Origin of the sequence: Segatella copri, from assembly GCF_026015465.1 — a bacterium.
GTDB classification, from domain to species: Bacteria; Bacteroidota; Bacteroidia; order Bacteroidales; family Bacteroidaceae; genus Prevotella; species Prevotella copri_E.
In genome coordinates this window covers 80681-97384 of sequence record NZ_JAPDUQ010000005.1, presented here as the reverse complement: position 1 = coordinate 97384, position 16704 = coordinate 80681, and the positions used below count along the sequence as shown (strand labels likewise).

15 protein-coding genes and 3 rRNA genes are annotated in these 16704 nt (G+C 43.3%); 12 read left to right on the top strand and 6 right to left on the bottom strand.

Annotated elements, in window-relative coordinates; translation table 11 throughout:
* Positions 1 to 564: 564 nt before the first annotated feature.
* Complete coding sequence (gene ald, locus ONT08_RS15140; protein WP_117588127.1) at positions 565 to 1671, top strand: alanine dehydrogenase; 1107 nt, start codon at positions 565 to 567, stop codon at positions 1669 to 1671.
* 214 nt (positions 1672 to 1885) lie between these two features.
* Here ald and ONT08_RS15135 read toward each other — a convergent pair whose 3' ends face one another.
* Both ONT08_RS15135 and ONT08_RS15130 read right to left on the bottom strand, forming a co-directional pair.
* Positions 1886 to 3328, bottom strand: coding sequence for an alanine/glycine:cation symporter family protein (locus tag ONT08_RS15135; RefSeq protein WP_264960363.1), 1443 nt, complete (start codon positions 3326 to 3328; stop codon positions 1886 to 1888).
* A gap of 26 nt (positions 3329 to 3354) precedes the next feature.
* Positions 3355 to 4035 carry an SGNH/GDSL hydrolase family protein gene (locus tag ONT08_RS15130; RefSeq protein WP_118086246.1) on the bottom strand — a complete coding sequence of 227 codons (681 nt, stop codon included), beginning with the start codon at positions 4033 to 4035 and terminating at the stop codon, positions 3355 to 3357.
* 583 nt (positions 4036 to 4618) lie between these two features.
* Between ONT08_RS15130 and ONT08_RS15125 the strand changes: the two genes are divergently transcribed.
* The 7 genes from ONT08_RS15125 (at position 4619) to ONT08_RS15095 (ending at position 11525) form a co-directional block, all read left to right on the top strand.
* Positions 4619 to 6150, top strand: a 16S ribosomal RNA gene (locus tag ONT08_RS15125).
* A gap of 412 nt (positions 6151 to 6562) precedes the next feature.
* Positions 6563 to 9460: ribosomal RNA gene (locus ONT08_RS15120) — 23S ribosomal RNA — on the top strand.
* Positions 9461 to 9537: 77 nt separating this feature from the next.
* Positions 9538 to 9650 (top strand): 5S ribosomal RNA (rrf, locus tag ONT08_RS15115).
* The 16S, 23S and 5S rRNA genes sit together here, the layout of an rRNA operon.
* A 180-nt stretch (positions 9651 to 9830) precedes the next feature.
* Complete coding sequence (locus ONT08_RS15110; RefSeq protein WP_264960362.1) at positions 9831 to 10217, top strand: hypothetical protein; 387 nt, start codon at positions 9831 to 9833, stop codon at positions 10215 to 10217.
* Positions 10211 to 10645 carry an IS66 family insertion sequence element accessory protein TnpB gene (gene tnpB, locus ONT08_RS15105; RefSeq protein WP_264960361.1) on the top strand — a complete coding sequence of 145 codons (435 nt, stop codon included), beginning with the start codon at positions 10211 to 10213 and terminating at the stop codon, positions 10643 to 10645. The genes ONT08_RS15110 and tnpB overlap by 7 nt, the downstream gene beginning before the upstream one ends.
* An 80-nt stretch (positions 10646 to 10725) precedes the next feature.
* Complete coding sequence (locus tag ONT08_RS15100; RefSeq protein WP_264960360.1) at positions 10726 to 11178, top strand: hypothetical protein; 453 nt, start codon at positions 10726 to 10728, stop codon at positions 11176 to 11178.
* 53 nt (positions 11179 to 11231) lie between these two features.
* On the top strand, positions 11232 to 11525 hold the full coding sequence (locus tag ONT08_RS15095) for a hypothetical protein (protein WP_264960359.1): 294 nt from the start codon (positions 11232 to 11234) through the stop codon (positions 11523 to 11525).
* Positions 11526 to 12294: 769 nt separating this feature from the next.
* Here ONT08_RS15095 and ONT08_RS16510 read toward each other — a convergent pair.
* The 4 genes from ONT08_RS16510 to ONT08_RS15075 form a co-directional block, all read right to left on the bottom strand.
* Positions 12295 to 12489, bottom strand: a complete 195-nt coding sequence (locus ONT08_RS16510) for a putative toxin-antitoxin system toxin component, PIN family (RefSeq protein WP_117588176.1) — start codon at positions 12487 to 12489, stop codon at positions 12295 to 12297.
* Positions 12470 to 12796, bottom strand: a complete 327-nt coding sequence (locus ONT08_RS15085; RefSeq protein ID WP_118086191.1) for a type II toxin-antitoxin system RelB/DinJ family antitoxin — start codon at positions 12794 to 12796, stop codon at positions 12470 to 12472. Before ONT08_RS15085 ends, ONT08_RS16510 begins: the two co-directional genes overlap by 20 nt.
* A gap of 309 nt (positions 12797 to 13105) precedes the next feature.
* Entirely contained in the window at positions 13106 to 13546 is a 441-nt protein-coding gene (locus tag ONT08_RS15080; RefSeq protein ID WP_117588185.1) for an Hsp20/alpha crystallin family protein, read from the bottom strand.
* Between the two features lie 336 nt (positions 13547 to 13882).
* Complete coding sequence (locus tag ONT08_RS15075) at positions 13883 to 14362, bottom strand: DUF4186 domain-containing protein (protein ID WP_418332526.1); 480 nt, start codon at positions 14360 to 14362, stop codon at positions 13883 to 13885.
* A gap of 405 nt (positions 14363 to 14767) precedes the next feature.
* Here ONT08_RS15075 and ONT08_RS15070 point away from each other — a divergent pair, with 405 nt between their 5' ends.
* The 4 genes from ONT08_RS15070 to ONT08_RS15055 all read left to right on the top strand — a co-directional run bounded on the left by ONT08_RS15070 (position 14768) and on the right by ONT08_RS15055 (position 16632).
* Positions 14768 to 14986 carry a hypothetical protein gene (locus tag ONT08_RS15070; protein ID WP_264960358.1) on the top strand — a complete coding sequence of 73 codons (219 nt, stop codon included), beginning with the start codon at positions 14768 to 14770 and terminating at the stop codon, positions 14984 to 14986.
* A 720-nt stretch (positions 14987 to 15706) separates the two neighbouring features.
* The gene (locus ONT08_RS15065; RefSeq protein ID WP_117661216.1) at positions 15707 to 15862 is read left to right on the top strand and encodes a protein tyrosine phosphatase; all 156 of its coding nucleotides are present in this window, start codon (positions 15707 to 15709) and stop codon (positions 15860 to 15862) included.
* 213 nt (positions 15863 to 16075) lie between these two features.
* The gene (locus ONT08_RS15060) at positions 16076 to 16330 is read left to right on the top strand and encodes a hypothetical protein (RefSeq protein WP_089542550.1); all 255 of its coding nucleotides are present in this window, start codon (positions 16076 to 16078) and stop codon (positions 16328 to 16330) included.
* Positions 16327 to 16632: a type II toxin-antitoxin system RelE family toxin gene (locus tag ONT08_RS15055; protein ID WP_117695134.1), complete on the top strand. Its 306-nt coding sequence runs from the start codon at positions 16327 to 16329 to the stop codon at positions 16630 to 16632. The genes ONT08_RS15060 and ONT08_RS15055 overlap by 4 nt, the downstream gene beginning before the upstream one ends.
* The last annotated feature ends 72 nt before the right edge of the window (positions 16633 to 16704 follow it).

Here is a 16704-nt window from a genome sequence, read left to right as displayed (position 1 = left end):
TCTTCATGAAGAATAAGCATCACTTCGAATGTATTACTAAACGAAAATATGAATATCCTAATAGACGGACAAATTAATTAAACTTATATATGAACTATCTATTAAACATATATTTGTATAGGCTATTATACTAATAAATGATTATACTAACATATTAATAAACATATTTATGTATAATCATATAAACATACGAACAGATAAACTAATATCCGTAAAGACGTATGTTTGAATAGATGAAAATACAAAACTACATTTAAACAAATATACTAAATGCCAGCAATTATAATAATCTAATGATTGGCGAGGTAAACATGTATATTACAAACTTAACATGTTAACGCTTTATAATTCAGCATTTTGATTATCCTTTTTGTAGAATATCTATAATGTACAAAGTTAGAATATTAGTTTAGTCTAATTGCCTAATAAACTAAAATACGTATATTCAATAGGAATAGTTTATATAAGATATGTTAATTTTTCCTCTAAGTGCATACAATCTATTGAAATTTTCAGTATCTTTACAGAGTTAAACGGATGTCGAACCTTTAAAACTATAACATCATGAAAATTGGTATTCCAAAAGAGATTAAGAATAATGAGAACCGTGTTGGAATGACACCAGCAGGAGTAGCAGAATTCATTCGACATGGTCACGAAGTGATGGTTCAGCATACGGCTGGAGAGAACAGCGGATTTGCTGATGAAGCGTATGAAAAGGTAGGAGCCATAATCTTACCCGACATTCAGAGTGTATATCGTGAGGCGGAAATGATAGTAAAGGTGAAAGAGCCTATCGCTGAGGAATATCCACTTATCCATCAAGACCAGCTTGTATTCACTTATTTCCATTTTGCCTGTGACAAGGAACTTACCGATGCCATGCTCAAGAGTGGTGCTGTCTGTCTGGCTTACGAGACTGTGGAGACAGATAACCACCATTTGCCTTTACTCATTCCGATGAGTGAAGTAGCTGGAAGAATGGCCATTATTAATGGTGCTTTTTATCTGCAGAAGACAAAGGGAGGAAAGGGAAAACTGATGAGTGGTGTACCTGGTGTGAACCGCGTCAAGGTTTTGGTACTGGGCGGCGGAACCGTAGGAGAAGCTGCAGCAAGAATGGCTGCAGGAATGGGAGCTGATGTATGGATTACAGATATCAGTTTGCCTCGTCTTCGTCAGTTAGAGATGGAGCTGCCTATCAATGTACACACGCTTTATTCCAACGAGCATAATATTCGTAGAGAATTGACAGATGTGGATATCGTTGTGGGTAGTGTGCTCGTACCAGGTGATAAGGCGCCTCATCTTATCACGAAAGATATGTTGAAATTGATGGAGCCAGGAACAGTACTTGTTGATGTAGCAATTGATCAGGGTGGCTGTTTCGAGACATCGCATCCAACCACACATTCTGATCCGACATATATGGTCGATGGAATCGTTCATTATGCAGTAGCTAATATTCCTGGTGCTGTGCCGAATACCTCTACTACAGCCTTGACCAATGCTACGCTGAAATATGCATTGGCGCTTGCTGATAAGGGTTGGCGAAAGGCTTGCAAGGAGGATAAAGCCCTGTATAGGGGGTTGAATATCGTAAATGGAAAGGTGGTATTCAAGGCCGTAGCGGATGTCTTCGGACTGGAATATGAAGAAATGATACTCTAAGTAGAGTAGGGGAGGGTTCCATAACACAAAAGCTATGGGATCCTCTATCTTGATGCTTTCTTGTTCGATTACTATAAGAAATAAAATAGTTTAGTGCATAAAATATTCCCCGATATGAATCCTCAGTATTCCTGCAGGATTCGTATCGGGGAATTTTGTTGATGAATTGTATGAAGGATAGATTTTCGCGAAATGAAAATCCATCATTGTAACTTTACCATGCCTCCAGTTTATCTGCAATCTCTGGCATCTTATCCTTGGTGAATACAGGATTCTTACCTTCCTTCTTCTGTTGGCGATAGTCTTTCAACAGGAAGACGGCCTGACGGGAAAGCAGGACGATGGCTACGAGATTGCAGAGGGTGAGAAGAGCCATCGTGATATCTGCAAAACTCCATGCAAAATCCAGAGATACTACAGCTCCAACCATCACCATTGCTGCTACAGCAAGACGATAGACAAATACACCCAGCTTGGAGTCCCTGATATATCTCACGTTGGTTTCTCCATAATAATAATTGCCGATGATGCTGCTAAAGGCAAACAGCCATATCATTACCGCAACAAACGGATTGCCGATGCTTCCGATTTCGTGGGTCAGGGCATCCTGGGTGAGTTGAATACTATTTGAAGCCGTAATATCCACACCGCTCACCAGGATAATGAATGCAGTGCAGGAACATACCACCAGCGTATCTGTAAAAACACCCAAAGCCTGTATCAATCCCTGTTTTACAGGATGACTGACTGTAGCTACCGCAGCAGCATTCGGTGCACTACCTTCACCTGCCTCATTACTGAACAGACCTCGCTTGATACCCTGTATCACTGTAACGCCAAGAACTCCGCCAGCAGCCTGATTGAATCCGAAAGCATTCTCAACAATGGTAAGCAGAACCTTTGGCAGACTGGTGATATTCCAAACAACAACACCTACAGCTATCAGAAGATAAATGACAGCCATCACAGGAACCACGGTAGAAGAGAACTTAGCCACTCTATGGATGCCACCGAAGATGATGAGAAGGGTGAGCACAGTGAGGGCAATTCCCATGGTGGCAGGTTCTATGCCAAAAGCCTTCTGCCATGCCAGACAGATGGTATTGCTCTGCACAGAATTATAGGCAAAGCCGAATGTAATGATCATCAGCACGGCAAAAAGAATACCCATCCATCCTTTTCCCAAACCATACTTCATATAATAGGCCGGTCCACCATAGAAAGATGTTTTGCCTTTCCGCTTGTAAAGTTGGGCGAGAGTTGATTCTATGAAAGCTGATGCTGAGCCCAGCAAAGCCAGCATCCACATCCAGAATACGGCTCCCGGTCCACCGATGCTGATAGCAGTAGCCACACCGGCAAGGTTACCGGTGCCAATACGGCTAGCCAATGCTACCACAAAAGCCTGGAAGGAAGAAATGTGTTTCATTTCTCCATCCACTTTCACCTCCATCGACAGTTCATCGTGTCCTATCTCTTCCGGTTGTACCTTGTCGGGATGAATCAGCAGCCTGATCATCTCTCTGATTAGGCGGAACTGGACGAAACGGGTACGCCAAGTGAAAAACAGGGCACAGCATATCAAGACGGTGATGATGATATACGACCAAAGAAAATCGCTAACCTGAACTAAAATGTTTTGTATTGAATCTATCATTTATCTATTTAAAACTTCTTATTTCTTTACTTTTTTATAACCTTCAGAACCTGGTCTGCAATACTTTTCATTCCCTTGATAGTAGGGTGACCGTTTTTCTTGTCAATATCATGAAGAGCAATGACAGGAACCTGATATTTGTTGCAGATCTTTTTTACCGACTCATTGATTACATCCTTGAGTTCAGAATTTAAGATGAAATATACCTCTACATTAGGATAATGCTGTCGTATATCAGAAAGCAGCTTGGTCATGGCTGGGCGGAAACAATACAAATCTGCGCGCTTCCAGTCGCTATACTGATAGTTGCCGAGCGGGGCATCAGCCCAGTTGTCATTCGTAGCACCGCAAATCAGGATGATATCCGGATTGCCAAGAAGAGAACTTCGGGTGATGAAAGAACGGTCGGTATAATCTTCGTCACGATAGCCAGTGTTGCAGATGGTAGCACCAGAATAGGAATTGATATTTCCCATTTTATAGCCTCCTTCCTTGATAACTTGCCACCACCAGGTTTGCTCAACCTTGTTTACATCTGTAGTTTCTGGTGGAGTAGTAGGTGAGTACCAGGTGGCATAACCCTTAGGAATGAACCCCTCGAAAGTGGAATACGAGTCACCGAGAACGGCAACGGTCTGCTTCACCTGTGCCATGAGCGGCATGAAGGTGAGCATAATGAAAGAAATGATAATCGTAAATCTTTTCATGATGCTTGTTCTTGTTTTAATGCTTCTTATGTAATTCTGCTGCAAAAGTAATATAAATATGTGAATAGACAAAAATTATCGGAGGAAAATTCATCTTTCTGTTTCTATTTTTGTCTAAAACTAAGCATGATTTGAGTTATACCATAATTTAATCATGTGCGCGCTCTAGCGCATATGCACTCGAGCGCAAGCATGCATATATATAATAATGTATACACAATAAATCGCCATGCTAAAATCTTTATATATGTTAAATACTTGCTAAAAAAGCAACTTTTTTGCGAAAAGATTTGGTGGAATGAAAAATAGTTAGTACTTTTGCACTCGCTTTTGAGAAATGCGGTTTCTCTTAGCAACTAAAGAAAGAGTTCTTTGAAAGATTTTACATAAACAGACAAGTAGTACAAGAAGCGGTTAACTTCTTAGAAATAAGAAAGTTGACTGGGTAAAAGAAACGAACCGTCAAGCAATTGACAAGTCAGGTTTACTAAGCTTCAATAAACGAAAAAGGATATTCGTCCTAAGTACAGACAACAAACACCGACTTTCTTCTTCGGAAGAAATGAAGTAAAAATGATATTTTACAATGGAGAGTTTGATCCTGGCTCAGGATGAACGCTAGCTACAGGCTTAACACATGCAAGTCGAGGGGAAACGATATTGGAAGCTTGCTTCCGATAGGCGTCGACCGGCGCACGGGTGAGTAACGCGTATCCAACCTGCCCACCACTTGGGGATAACCTTGCGAAAGTAAGACTAATACCCAATGACGTCTCTAGAAGACATCTGAAAGAGATTAAAGATTTATCGGTGATGGATGGGGATGCGTCTGATTAGCTTGTTGGCGGGGTAACGGCCCACCAAGGCGACGATCAGTAGGGGTTCTGAGAGGAAGGTCCCCCACATTGGAACTGAGACACGGTCCAAACTCCTACGGGAGGCAGCAGTGAGGAATATTGGTCAATGGACGAGAGTCTGAACCAGCCAAGTAGCGTGCAGGAAGACGGCCCTATGGGTTGTAAACTGCTTTTATAAGGGAATAAAGTGAGTCTCGTGAGACTTTTTGCATGTACCTTATGAATAAGGACCGGCTAATTCCGTGCCAGCAGCCGCGGTAATACGGAAGGTCCGGGCGTTATCCGGATTTATTGGGTTTAAAGGGAGCGTAGGCCGGAGATTAAGCGTGTTGTGAAATGTAGACGCTCAACGTCTGCACTGCAGCGCGAACTGGTTTCCTTGAGTACGCACAAAGTGGGCGGAATTCGTGGTGTAGCGGTGAAATGCTTAGATATCACGAAGAACTCCGATTGCGAAGGCAGCTCACTGGAGCGCAACTGACGCTGAAGCTCGAAAGTGCGGGTATCGAACAGGATTAGATACCCTGGTAGTCCGCACGGTAAACGATGGATGCCCGCTGTTGGCCTGAATAGGTCAGCGGCCAAGCGAAAGCATTAAGCATCCCACCTGGGGAGTACGCCGGCAACGGTGAAACTCAAAGGAATTGACGGGGGCCCGCACAAGCGGAGGAACATGTGGTTTAATTCGATGATACGCGAGGAACCTTACCCGGGCTTGAATTGCAGAGGAAGGATTTGGAGACAATGACGCCCTTCGGGGCCTCTGTGAAGGTGCTGCATGGTTGTCGTCAGCTCGTGCCGTGAGGTGTCGGCTTAAGTGCCATAACGAGCGCAACCCCTCTCCTTAGTTGCCATCAGGTTAAGCTGGGCACTCTGGGGACACTGCCACCGTAAGGTGTGAGGAAGGTGGGGATGACGTCAAATCAGCACGGCCCTTACGTCCGGGGCTACACACGTGTTACAATGGCAGGTACAGAGAGACGGTCCCTTGCAAAACGGATCAAATCCTTAAAGCCTGTCTCAGTTCGGACTGGGGTCTGCAACCCGACCCCACGAAGCTGGATTCGCTAGTAATCGCGCATCAGCCATGGCGCGGTGAATACGTTCCCGGGCCTTGTACACACCGCCCGTCAAGCCATGAAAGCCGGGGGCGCCTAAAGTCCGTGACCGTAAGGAGCGGCCTAGGGCGAAACTGGTAATTGGGGCTAAGTCGTAACAAGGTAGCCGTACCGGAAGGTGCGGCTGGAACACCTCCTTTCTGGAGAGACGAATATATTTAGTGATTAGTGATTAATTATTATTGATTATCCCTTCACTTATATTTATTGAGATAGTGACTGATTAAAGTTCGCTTCTCTTCTTGTACGCACCATCTGTTTAATTAAATAGGAGACTGGGATTCCTTATACATTATATATATAGGGATGGCTCAAGCAAAATGGTTCAACTCCACAATCTCCACTCTAAGGTTGAGTAAGACAAGTGAATTCTTCACTCTTCACTTAAAAAGATCTTTGACATATTGACACAAGCAAAACTGTAAGTAATGAACTTTAGTTCAGACTAAAGTAAATCAAATCGCAAGATGAGATTTCACTTTGTTAGAATACAGCTGAAAGTATGAGCTACTTATTCGTTATTCGGAAACGAGTAACAAGAATACAGTCGTAAAGAAAGTAAGAAAGGGCGTATGGCGGATGCCTAGGCTCACGGAGGCGATGAAGGACGTGATAAGCTGCGATAAGCTTCGGGTAGGTGCAAATAACCCTTGATCCGGAGATTTCCGAATGGGACAACCTAGCCGTCTGAAGGACGGTTACTCTTACCAGTGTAAGAGAGCTAACGCAGGGAACTGAAACATCTTAGTACCTGCAGGAAGAGAAAATAAATGAATGATTCCCCCAGTAGTGGCGAGCGAACGGGGAACAGCCCAAACCAGTGGCGTCGCAAGGCGTGGCTGGGGTTGTAGGACCGCGACATTGTACTGAAATGGTGAGTGGAAGTATCTGGAAAGTTACATCACAGAAGGTGATAATCCTGTACACGAAGCCAGATCAGGCATAGCGGTATCCTGAGTAACGCGGGACACGAGGAATCCTGCGCGAATCTGCCGGGACCATCCGGTAAGGCTAAATACTCCCGTGAGACCGATAGCGAACGAGTACTGTGAAGGAAAGGTGAAAAGAACCCCGAGCAGGGGAGTGAAATAGTTCCTGAAACCATACGCCTACAAGCGGTCGGAGCACAGCAATGTGTGACGGCGTGCCTTTTGCATAATGATCCTACGAGTTACCGTCACTGGCGAGGTTGAGTGTCATGAGACACGTAGCCGCAGTGAAAGCGAGCCTGAAGAGGGCGCACAGTCAGTGGGGGTAGACGCGAAACCAAGTGATCTACACTTGGCCAGGATGAAGTCCCGGTAACACGGGATGGAGGTCCGCACCAATAAGCGTTGAAAAGCTTCTGGATGAGCCGAGTGTAGGAGTGAAAGGCCAATCAAACTTGGAGATAGCTCGTACTCCCCGAAAGGCATTTAGGTGCCGCGTCGGATGGTCACCGTGAGAGGTAGAGCGACCGATAGGACAAGAGGGCTTCACCGCCTATCGAGTCCTGACGAACTCCGAATGCTCACGGTCTGCAGTCCGGCAGTAAGGGGGCGGGTGCTAAGGTCCGTCCCCGAGAGGAGAAGAATCCAGACCGCCGTCTAAGGTCCCGGAGTTCTGCCTGAGTTAGTCTAACGAAGTCTGGTCCCTATGACAGCTAGGATGTTGGCTTGGAAGCAGCCATTCATTCAAAGAGTGCGTAACAGCTCACTAGTCGAGGGTCCGGGCATGGATAATAATCGGGTATAAGGCAGACACCGAAGGCGCGGGATAGCAATTTTAAAAGTATCGGTAGGGGAGCATACTCACAGCGTCGAATGGTGTACGTAAGTTATCCTGGAGCGGTGAGTAAAGCAAATGTAGGAATAAGTAACGATAAGGAGGGTTAGATTCCCTCCCGCTGTAAGACCAAGGTTTCCCGGGCAATGCCAATCAGCCCGGGGTCAGTCGGGTCCTAAGTCTAAGCCGAACGGCGATGGCGATGGCAGAGACGGTTAATATTCCGTCACTGCCGCATGGGGCGACGTGGAGACGGAGCAGTGAAACCACCGCGGGGCGACGGAAGTCCCCGTTGAAGGGTGTAGGCGTTGAGGATGGCAGGCAAATCCACCATCCGAGCTGAACCTGACAGTACGGAGTCCTCCTCGGAGGAATCTGATAGTGTGGGTAATCATACTCCCGAGAAAATCCGCTAAGCTTAACCCATGCGGCACCCGTACCGCAAACGGACACACGTGGTCGGGTAGAACATACTAAGGCGTTGAGAGATTCATGGTTAAGGAACTAGGCAAATTGACCCTGTAACTTCGGGATAAAGGGTCCTCGTGATGAGCGAGGCGCAGAGAATAGGTCCAGGCAACTGTTTAACAAAAACACAGGGCTGTGCAAACTCGAAAGATGACGTATACAGCCTGACACCTGCCCGGTGCCGGAAGGTTAAGAGGAGATGTCACTCGCAAGAGGAAGCATTGAATTGAAGCCCCGGTAAACGGCGGCCGTAACTATAACGGTCCTAAGGTAGCGAAATTCCTTGTCGGGTAAGTTCCGACCTGCACGAATGGTGTAATGATCCGGACGCTGTCTCAACCATGAGCTCAGTGAAATTGTAGTATCGGTGAAGATGCCGATTACCCGCGATGGGACGAAAAGACCCCGTGAACCTTTACTACAGCTTAGCATTGACCTTGGTCATCCGATGTGTAGGATAGGCCGGAGGCTTCGAAGCGGGAGCGCCAGCTTTCGTGGAGCCATCCTTGAAATACGGCCCTTTGGCTGTCTGAGGTCTAACGCGCAGTTGCGCGGACACTGCTTGGTGGGTAGTTTGACTGGGGTGGTCGCCTCCAAAAGCGTAACGGAGGCTTCCAAAGGTGCCCTCGGGTCGATTGGTAACCGACCTCAAAGAGTGCAATGGCATAAGGGCGCTTGACTGGGAGGCAGACATGCCGAGCAGGCAGGAAACTGGGGCATAGTGATCCGGCGGATGTGTATGGAAACTCCGTCGCTCAAAGGATAAAAGGTACTCCGGGGATAACAGGCTGATCCCCCCCAAGAGCTCATATCGACGGGGTGGTTTGGCACCTCGATGTCGGCTCGTCACATCCTGGGGCTGGAGAAGGTCCCAAGGGTTGGGCTGTTCGCCCATTAAAGTGGCACGCGAGCTGGGTTCAGAACGTCGTGAGACAGTTCGGTCTCTATCTATCGTGGGCGTGGGAGTTTTGAGTGGTGCCGTCACTAGTACGAGAGGACCGTGATGGACAGACCTCCGGTTTACCAGTTGTGCCGCCAGGCGCACCGCTGGGTATCTGAGTCTGGATTGGATAAGCGCTGAAAGCATCTAAGTGCGAAGCCAGCCGCAAGATGAGAACTCCATTGAGGGTCGTCAGAGACGATGACGTTGATAGGATGCAGGTGTAAAGACAGCGATGTCAAAGCCGAGCATTACTAATTGCCCGAACACTTTCTTTATGAAAGTTCATAGTTTCAACTGTATTTTCAGTTCATTATCTTGTTTTGCTTGTGTGCAAATACGTCATAACCCATTATCAGGTGGTTATTGCGGTGAGGTCCCACCTCTTCCCATTCCGAACAGAGAAGTTAAGCTCACTTGCGCCGATGGTACTGCAATGCAATGCGGGAGAGTAGGTAGCCGCCTCCTTTTATCAAGAGCCTCAGATTTCGAAAGATTTCTGAGGCTTTTTTGTTTGTATGCTCGGCATGAGCTTATTCTAATGGGTGCAAGTCCCTAATGAGCCCTAAGTAAGCAGTCACTTAGGGCCGTCTTGCGTACGTTAATAAAAATATATACCTTTGCCCCGAATTTTAAATTTGGGACAAAATGAATATAAACGAAGAAGGCAAGTACTATGCCTCAATGGTTCGTAAGTTTCGAACCGAGTACAAGAGCAAGAACCTTCATGGGTTCTGTAAAGAACAAAATGTAAGCTATACCAAGATGCTTCATTGTTTGCGTAACGCTTCTTATCGCAAGCCAAGTGCCACGCCTGTGAGTTCAGATGAAGAGCAGGGCTTGCATCCATTGGTCGTAGAACCTGCAGATTCTGTCACGATAGAACCAGCAGTTTTACCTGTTGAGCAAGATGTGGATTTGTTGCTTGATGATATCGAGTTGAACTTTGGTAGTAAGATTAGCTTGCACATAGGTAGCTGTTCCAAGTCTGCTTTGGTTTCACTGATCAAGGAAATGGAGGGAACGCTATGCTGAGTTTATCAAGTGTTTTTAATTATTATCTGTGCAGTGAACCCGTAACCTTGCGTTATCGCCATGCTGGTTTGCGCAATTATATCAAGAGTCAACTCCATCGTGATCCAACTAATGGAGACATTTATATCTTCCTTTCAAGGGACAGTCATCGTGTTCGCATCTATTATTTTCATCATCAAGGCGAGATTCTTACCGAAAAGATACTCCATTCCAACCATTTCGTCGAGCCAGTCTTCGATGAGAAAAAGGGATGCTATCATATCTCATGGGAGAGCTTTGTCTATCTGGTTGAAGGAATTGTTCTAAAAGACCGTAAGGTTGCTTTTAACGACCTGAATGATGAAAATGACGAAGAATTGGGTATGGATATTGAAGAGCCTGCCCAAGGAAAAATAGTCGAAAAAGAACTCTTAAAAGAAGCTATTTAATATATAATATTTAACATAAAATATTGATATTCAATACTTTATAATTTTGCTATCTCAAATATTTTTAGTATCTTTGCAGTATGAAATCAGAAGAGAAATCCATACAGGCTATAAGTGCGCAAGCGCATAGCGAGGCAGCTGACAACAGGTTGCTCCGCAAGAAACTCCAGGCTCGTGACAAACGGGTGGTGGAGCTTGAGGCTATGGTTTCTAACCTGAACAAGCAGCTTTGTGAAAAGGTAGATCAATTGAATAACATGATGCAAAAACTTGTGTCATTCATGACTGGTAATAGAGAGGTTAATCTTTCAGACTCTCTTCGTGAAGCTGTAGTTGCGGGTGTGCGTGCTGAGTTTGAGGCACGTGAACAAAAACTAAAGGAAACATATGCTAGTGAGTTGGAGAAACTTACTTCTGATTTCAATGCTCGCTTGGCAGCTAAGCAGAATGAGATAAATCAGTTGAAAGGCATAAATGATGGGGATAATCCGACAACCACCAGCTTCATGTCATCAAGGACGCAGAGATTATAGGAAAATACTCCGATGCAAGTTGGGTGTTAAAATGGTAAGAAAGGAGATTATTTATGTCACTAAAGAAGATATTCAGATGCCAGGATTGTGGGTACGAGACCGAAATATATGAGGGACGTGGCTTCATGGGACAGCATATCGAAGCCATGTCTTTTCCTGACTGCAGAAACATAGTACCTCTTGTGGTGGGTGGAGTAATTGGTGATGCTGCACCTAATTTCAATTCTCTTGTAGGAAGGTTATGTCTAAGATGTGGTTCTGACAGGATTCACAGGTGGGATATGCATACTTGCCCAAAGTGCGGGGGCAAGATACAACCCACTGGCGAAGAAGAGTTCTGGACATGAAAATTCTAGCCTATATTTACCTCTTTGATATTTTGCTGAAAATTACTTCTCCTCAAGCCCACTGTGAGGGGATGAAGGATAACAGGATAGCCATCGCAATCAAGTTGACCGGCATGGGCTGACGTTGCTATACGGAGTGCTATATCAATTGGATTCATTGTTAATTATGTCATTCTATGTTTATAATATTGTCGTATCTCTTGCCTTGCTAGTCCTGGAATGATCGCCTGCATGAAAGATACGCTTGCCTGCAACTTCTACTATCCAAGACACACCGCTATCATTACTACCGGCTGCAACTATCTTTATATTTTTGTCGCACCATGATTTTCCCTTTACCATCAAGACGTCAGCTTCGTCCTTTTGGCATCTGTGATGTCTGAAGATATCCTTGGAGAGTATATTAGGTAAAAGAGGTATGCAAAAAATAAAAGATAGATTATTATGCTGATATTATTGGCAAATGCAAAAATCATGTTTGATAAGGCAGACAGGAAGCTTATGATAAATAAGAATGTTTGCAGTACACCCTATTGAGAGGAATCACTATAGACATCTTATAGTTCGTTGTCTAGGATTTCCATCATTTCTGCAGCTGTAATCACTTGCGGTTCTTTTGGAAAGTGTTTGAGATTTCCTGTTACTAAGAAGGAGTCTTCCTTGCTCAGGCAGACTTCGTAGAAGACTCGGTCGTCCTCATCTGGCATTTCGCCAGCATAAGGAAAACGGGACGAATCAATTCCGTTTTGTTTTACAAGTTCTATAACTGTCAGATTTGGTCGTCTGACAACTTGAATTTTGCGCGATGAAGCACTTCATCGTATTCTTTTATAATGTCATCATTATATAAAGGTATAATACGATGAAGGAACAAACTTTCAAGAACTCTTGCTGTTGAAGCATTTGAGTTGTGGGTGATAAGGGCTGATACAAATATGTTTGTATCAATGACTGCATATACCATTGCGTTCTTTTCTTAATCGTCTGACTTCTCTGATTTCTTCATTGATTTCATCAAGCGTGAGCTCTGGGGTTTCACCTCTTTCTGCTTTAGCTCTAAGTTGCTTGAACGCAGCCTTTGCTTTCGCAGTCACTTCATCTTCTTCTTCATTCTTTGCCTGAATGGAGAATGGAATGCTCTTACTGCGAATTACTGCCTTAACAAAGATGTTAATGGCGGTATTCGCACTCATACCGAACTGTTCGCAGAGTTTATCAAACTGTGCTTTCTGCTGGTTGTCCATACGGACTGTCATTGCTGTCTGTGCCATAAGCCTAAAATGTTTAATTAATAATCATTCTGATTGCAAATATACATCATTATGACGTAAAATATTGAGATAGTATTAATAATTTAATAAAGATTAATAGTTGAATGAATGATATATGCGTAAGGGCACTAGGTTTAAGAGTGGCTAAGCTCATATTGACATTATTACTGACAGCAAGGTTGCTTTAATTCATCTAATTATTCGTTTTTAAAAAAGGGCTAGCCCCATAATCAGGACTAGCCCCCAGTTTTAATTATTTTCTCGATGCAATGAATGTATCTTGAAAGCTGCATAGCACTTCAAGAAAGATTACTTAACCTCAATGTGCTTAACATCGTCTTTCTTCTCCTCCTTGGCTGTCTTAGGAATCTCAACCTTCAAGACACCGTCACTGACCTCAGCGGAAATCTTCTCCTGATCAGCATCCTCAGGCAAAGCATAACTCTGAGAGTAGCTGCTGTAAGAGAACTCACGACGCAAGTAATGCTCTTCCTTCTTCTCCTCCTTCTTCTCATCCTTGTTCTCGATGGATACATTCAGATAGCCATCCTTATCGATGTTCATCTTGACCATATCTTTCTTCAAACCAGGAGCTGCAACCTCCATCGTATAAGCTGTAGCACTTTCCTTGACGTTGACTGCAGGAGCTGTTGCGTTCATGCGTGGCATCAAGCTTGTATCAAAGAAGTTGTCATTAAACCAACTGTTCAACCAATTTGAAACACTGTTATTTCTACGAGCTAACAACATCATGTAAAACCTCCAAATTCTATTTTTCTCGTCCTCTCTTCGCCTTCCGGCTCAGTCGGGATTTCTCATTGTTTTTAATTTATCCTTTTTAATAACGATTGCTTCGGCTTACGAGGCTCAAGGATTTCTAGAAACCCTCAACTGTCATTATTTAGGGTTCTTATCGTTCCCCTTGCCCTTTCGGCTTCGGCTTTCACTCTATGTAGGAGCAAGTTACGTGCCAACCCGGTTTATAGATTTGGAGTAAACAGTTTTTGCCAATTTTGACTAAAGATTCTGCAAAATTGACAACAATGGATAATTAATTTAAACTTTGCTGCTAAAACTTCATGCTTTTTAAACCTGTTTTTCAATCCATGCCATCAGTACTGCTACAGCATACTGCTGTTCTTCTCCTGTCAGCTGTCTTCCGGCAGGTATATGATGCCATTTGAAGAAACAACCACGGCAACAGCAGCCTGTAGCATGCTGGGCAATGAATACAGGATGCCCTCTCATAGGCGTCTGCTTGCCGTCATTGGGAATCACGGCAGGAGCAAGGCGTTTGGCAACGAAATCCACCGCATGCTTACGGATGGTAGCCAAACCCTTTTCTGCAATATATTCCTTATCCTTCTTCGAGAGATGGAAACGGCTGCGAAAAGCTGATTTGGAAAGTCTTTCAAACAAATCAGTCAAGTCATACTCTTTGTCTGGAGAAGTTTCGCTTTCCATGTCTTCTGAAGAGATAGGGTCTTTCTGATGATCCTCTTTCTCCTCAGGAAACAAATTGAGTTCTACATATTTTGCTTGGTTTACTTTTGATTCTTTTTTCATTTCTATTAGCCTCCTATATCTAGGAATCTCCTATTAATATTAATGGATATCAGACTCTTACGCTGCAATTTCATTACTTCTTGAATTTTCATACCAAGTAGTGTATTATATTGTACTTTTCCTACAAAGTTAACAAAAAAATCTAGATTACGCTAGAAAAGGTGTAATATATTGTTCTTTTTATAAAAAATTATAAGTTCCTGAGATTTATTTTGATTTTTTGCCTTTGAATATTGTTTTTTTCTTAACTTTGCATGCACAATTCATTATAGAATAGCAGTTTATAGTTTACAGTTGATTTCGTGGTTATTTGATGATAAGTTGCAGATTTCTTGTTAATTGCTTGGTGGTTTCGAGAAAAAAGTGTAACTTTAGCGGCAAAGTTGAACGTTTAATTGAAATAGAATGGAACAGACTGTATTTAACCCTGCTCTGATGAAGATTCTTCAAATGATGTCTTATATCAAGACTCCACAGGAATTAGATAATCTTGAAAATGTTCTCTCTCAATACTTTGCAAAGAAGGTTGATGAGGGGATTGATGAGTTGTGCGATAATGGAAGTATAACTCTTGATACCATAGAGAGCTGGGGTAATGAACATTTACGTACTTCTGGCAAATGAGAAAGATAGTTCTTGATACTAATTGCTTATTGATGAGCCTTCCAAGGATAAGCCCTTATCGTAAGATTTCGTGGAGTTATTATTGCGGAATCAAGGAAATAATCATCTTAATTAATAGTTTAAGATGTCGTAACTGTTGATTATAATAAGTAGCAGAAGGAACTCATCTCGGTCTTCTTCAAGTCTTTACGACCCCTTCGGTTCCCCTCACAAGGGACAGAAACCCTTCTCGAAATGGGAAGGATGTAACCGCCCTTAGTGCTGCTTTTTCTAAAATCATCCCGTCCCTCTTTGTTGATAAAGCGAGCTGCACTCGGCAATTTGAAAGCAAGCTTTCATTGCACTCATTGGCATCGCTTTTTTCCATTAAAGAGGGCTTTTTCGAAAACCTACCCGTCCTTCCTTACCCTTAAGGAAGGCTCCACCTCTCATCTCGGTCTTCTCCCCTTAGGGAAGAAGAGGGAAACCGCCCTACTCGGTGCTCAGAACCGCTACGCTCTAAGGTTGGCGGACCAAAGCGGTCTTCGCCATGTTGTGCGGGATGGACCGCCTGGGAATAGCAGTTTATAGTTTACAGTTAATAGTTTATTGTTTACAGTTGATTTTGTAGCAATTCGTTGATAACTTGCAGATTTCTTGTGATTTTCTTTATCGGTTTCGAGAAAAAAGCGTAACTTTGGCGGCTGAATGTTGAACTAGAATAAATAGGAGGAAGAATATATGGATACAACAAAATTAACAAGAGAAGAGGCTCTACGCCGTTGGAATGCTTCTAAGGAAAACAAACGTAAAATGGTGGAGAAACTGGAGAACTTGGTTCGCAAAAGCTGTCTGGAACGTACTGGTAAAGAACCTATAGGGGTAGAAGTATGGTAGTAGAAAAAATGTCTCTGGCTGTGGTTAATGACAATTCCATAATTCTGATTTTTAAGAATTCGGATGCAAAGGTAAATACTTAATGTGTTGAAAAGCAGTTTTATCATCCATCTAACTATTAATCTTTATTAATTATACATAGAGATATACCATATATATGAAATATATTATGTATCTTTGCACCAAAGTAGAACCATTTAAATAAATACACTTATGAGTACAGTTTCAGTAACACCTTCTAAAAGAAAGATCATTGACTTAAAAGATGATACTTTTAAGACTCTATCCATTATGGCTATTCAGAAGGGAACCAACCTCAAAAACTATATTGAGGATATACTCAATGGCATAGCCGAAGATTACGAAGACGCAAAGCTCTATGCTAAATTAAGAAAAGAGCAGCCAGAGGGTCTCATCCGTGCCAACAAAGAAGAACAAGAAGATTTTGAAAAGTGGTTAGGCGTATGAATGTCGAATTTTCCAAAGCCTTTGTCAAAGCTTCCAAACGTCTTTCAGGCAAGATGCTCGATTCTTTAAGACGTACGATAGTAGAAGTTAAAGCAGCCAAAGGTATTCAAGATATCTCTGACTGCAAGAAACTTGTTGGGTATCGTAATATATATAGAATTCGTTTAGGTGACTATAGAGCACTATTTACTCTAGAAATTGAGTTTTCTGGCGATACTATATTCTTTCAATATCTTGCTCCACGAGGCGAAGCCTATGGTAAAAAGATGAAAACAGAACTTAAACGAATAGACAAAGAATAATTATATTATTCTGTCTCCAATGTATCTCCACCATTAGCATGGCGGTCCCAGAAGATATTCAGATGCCAGGAT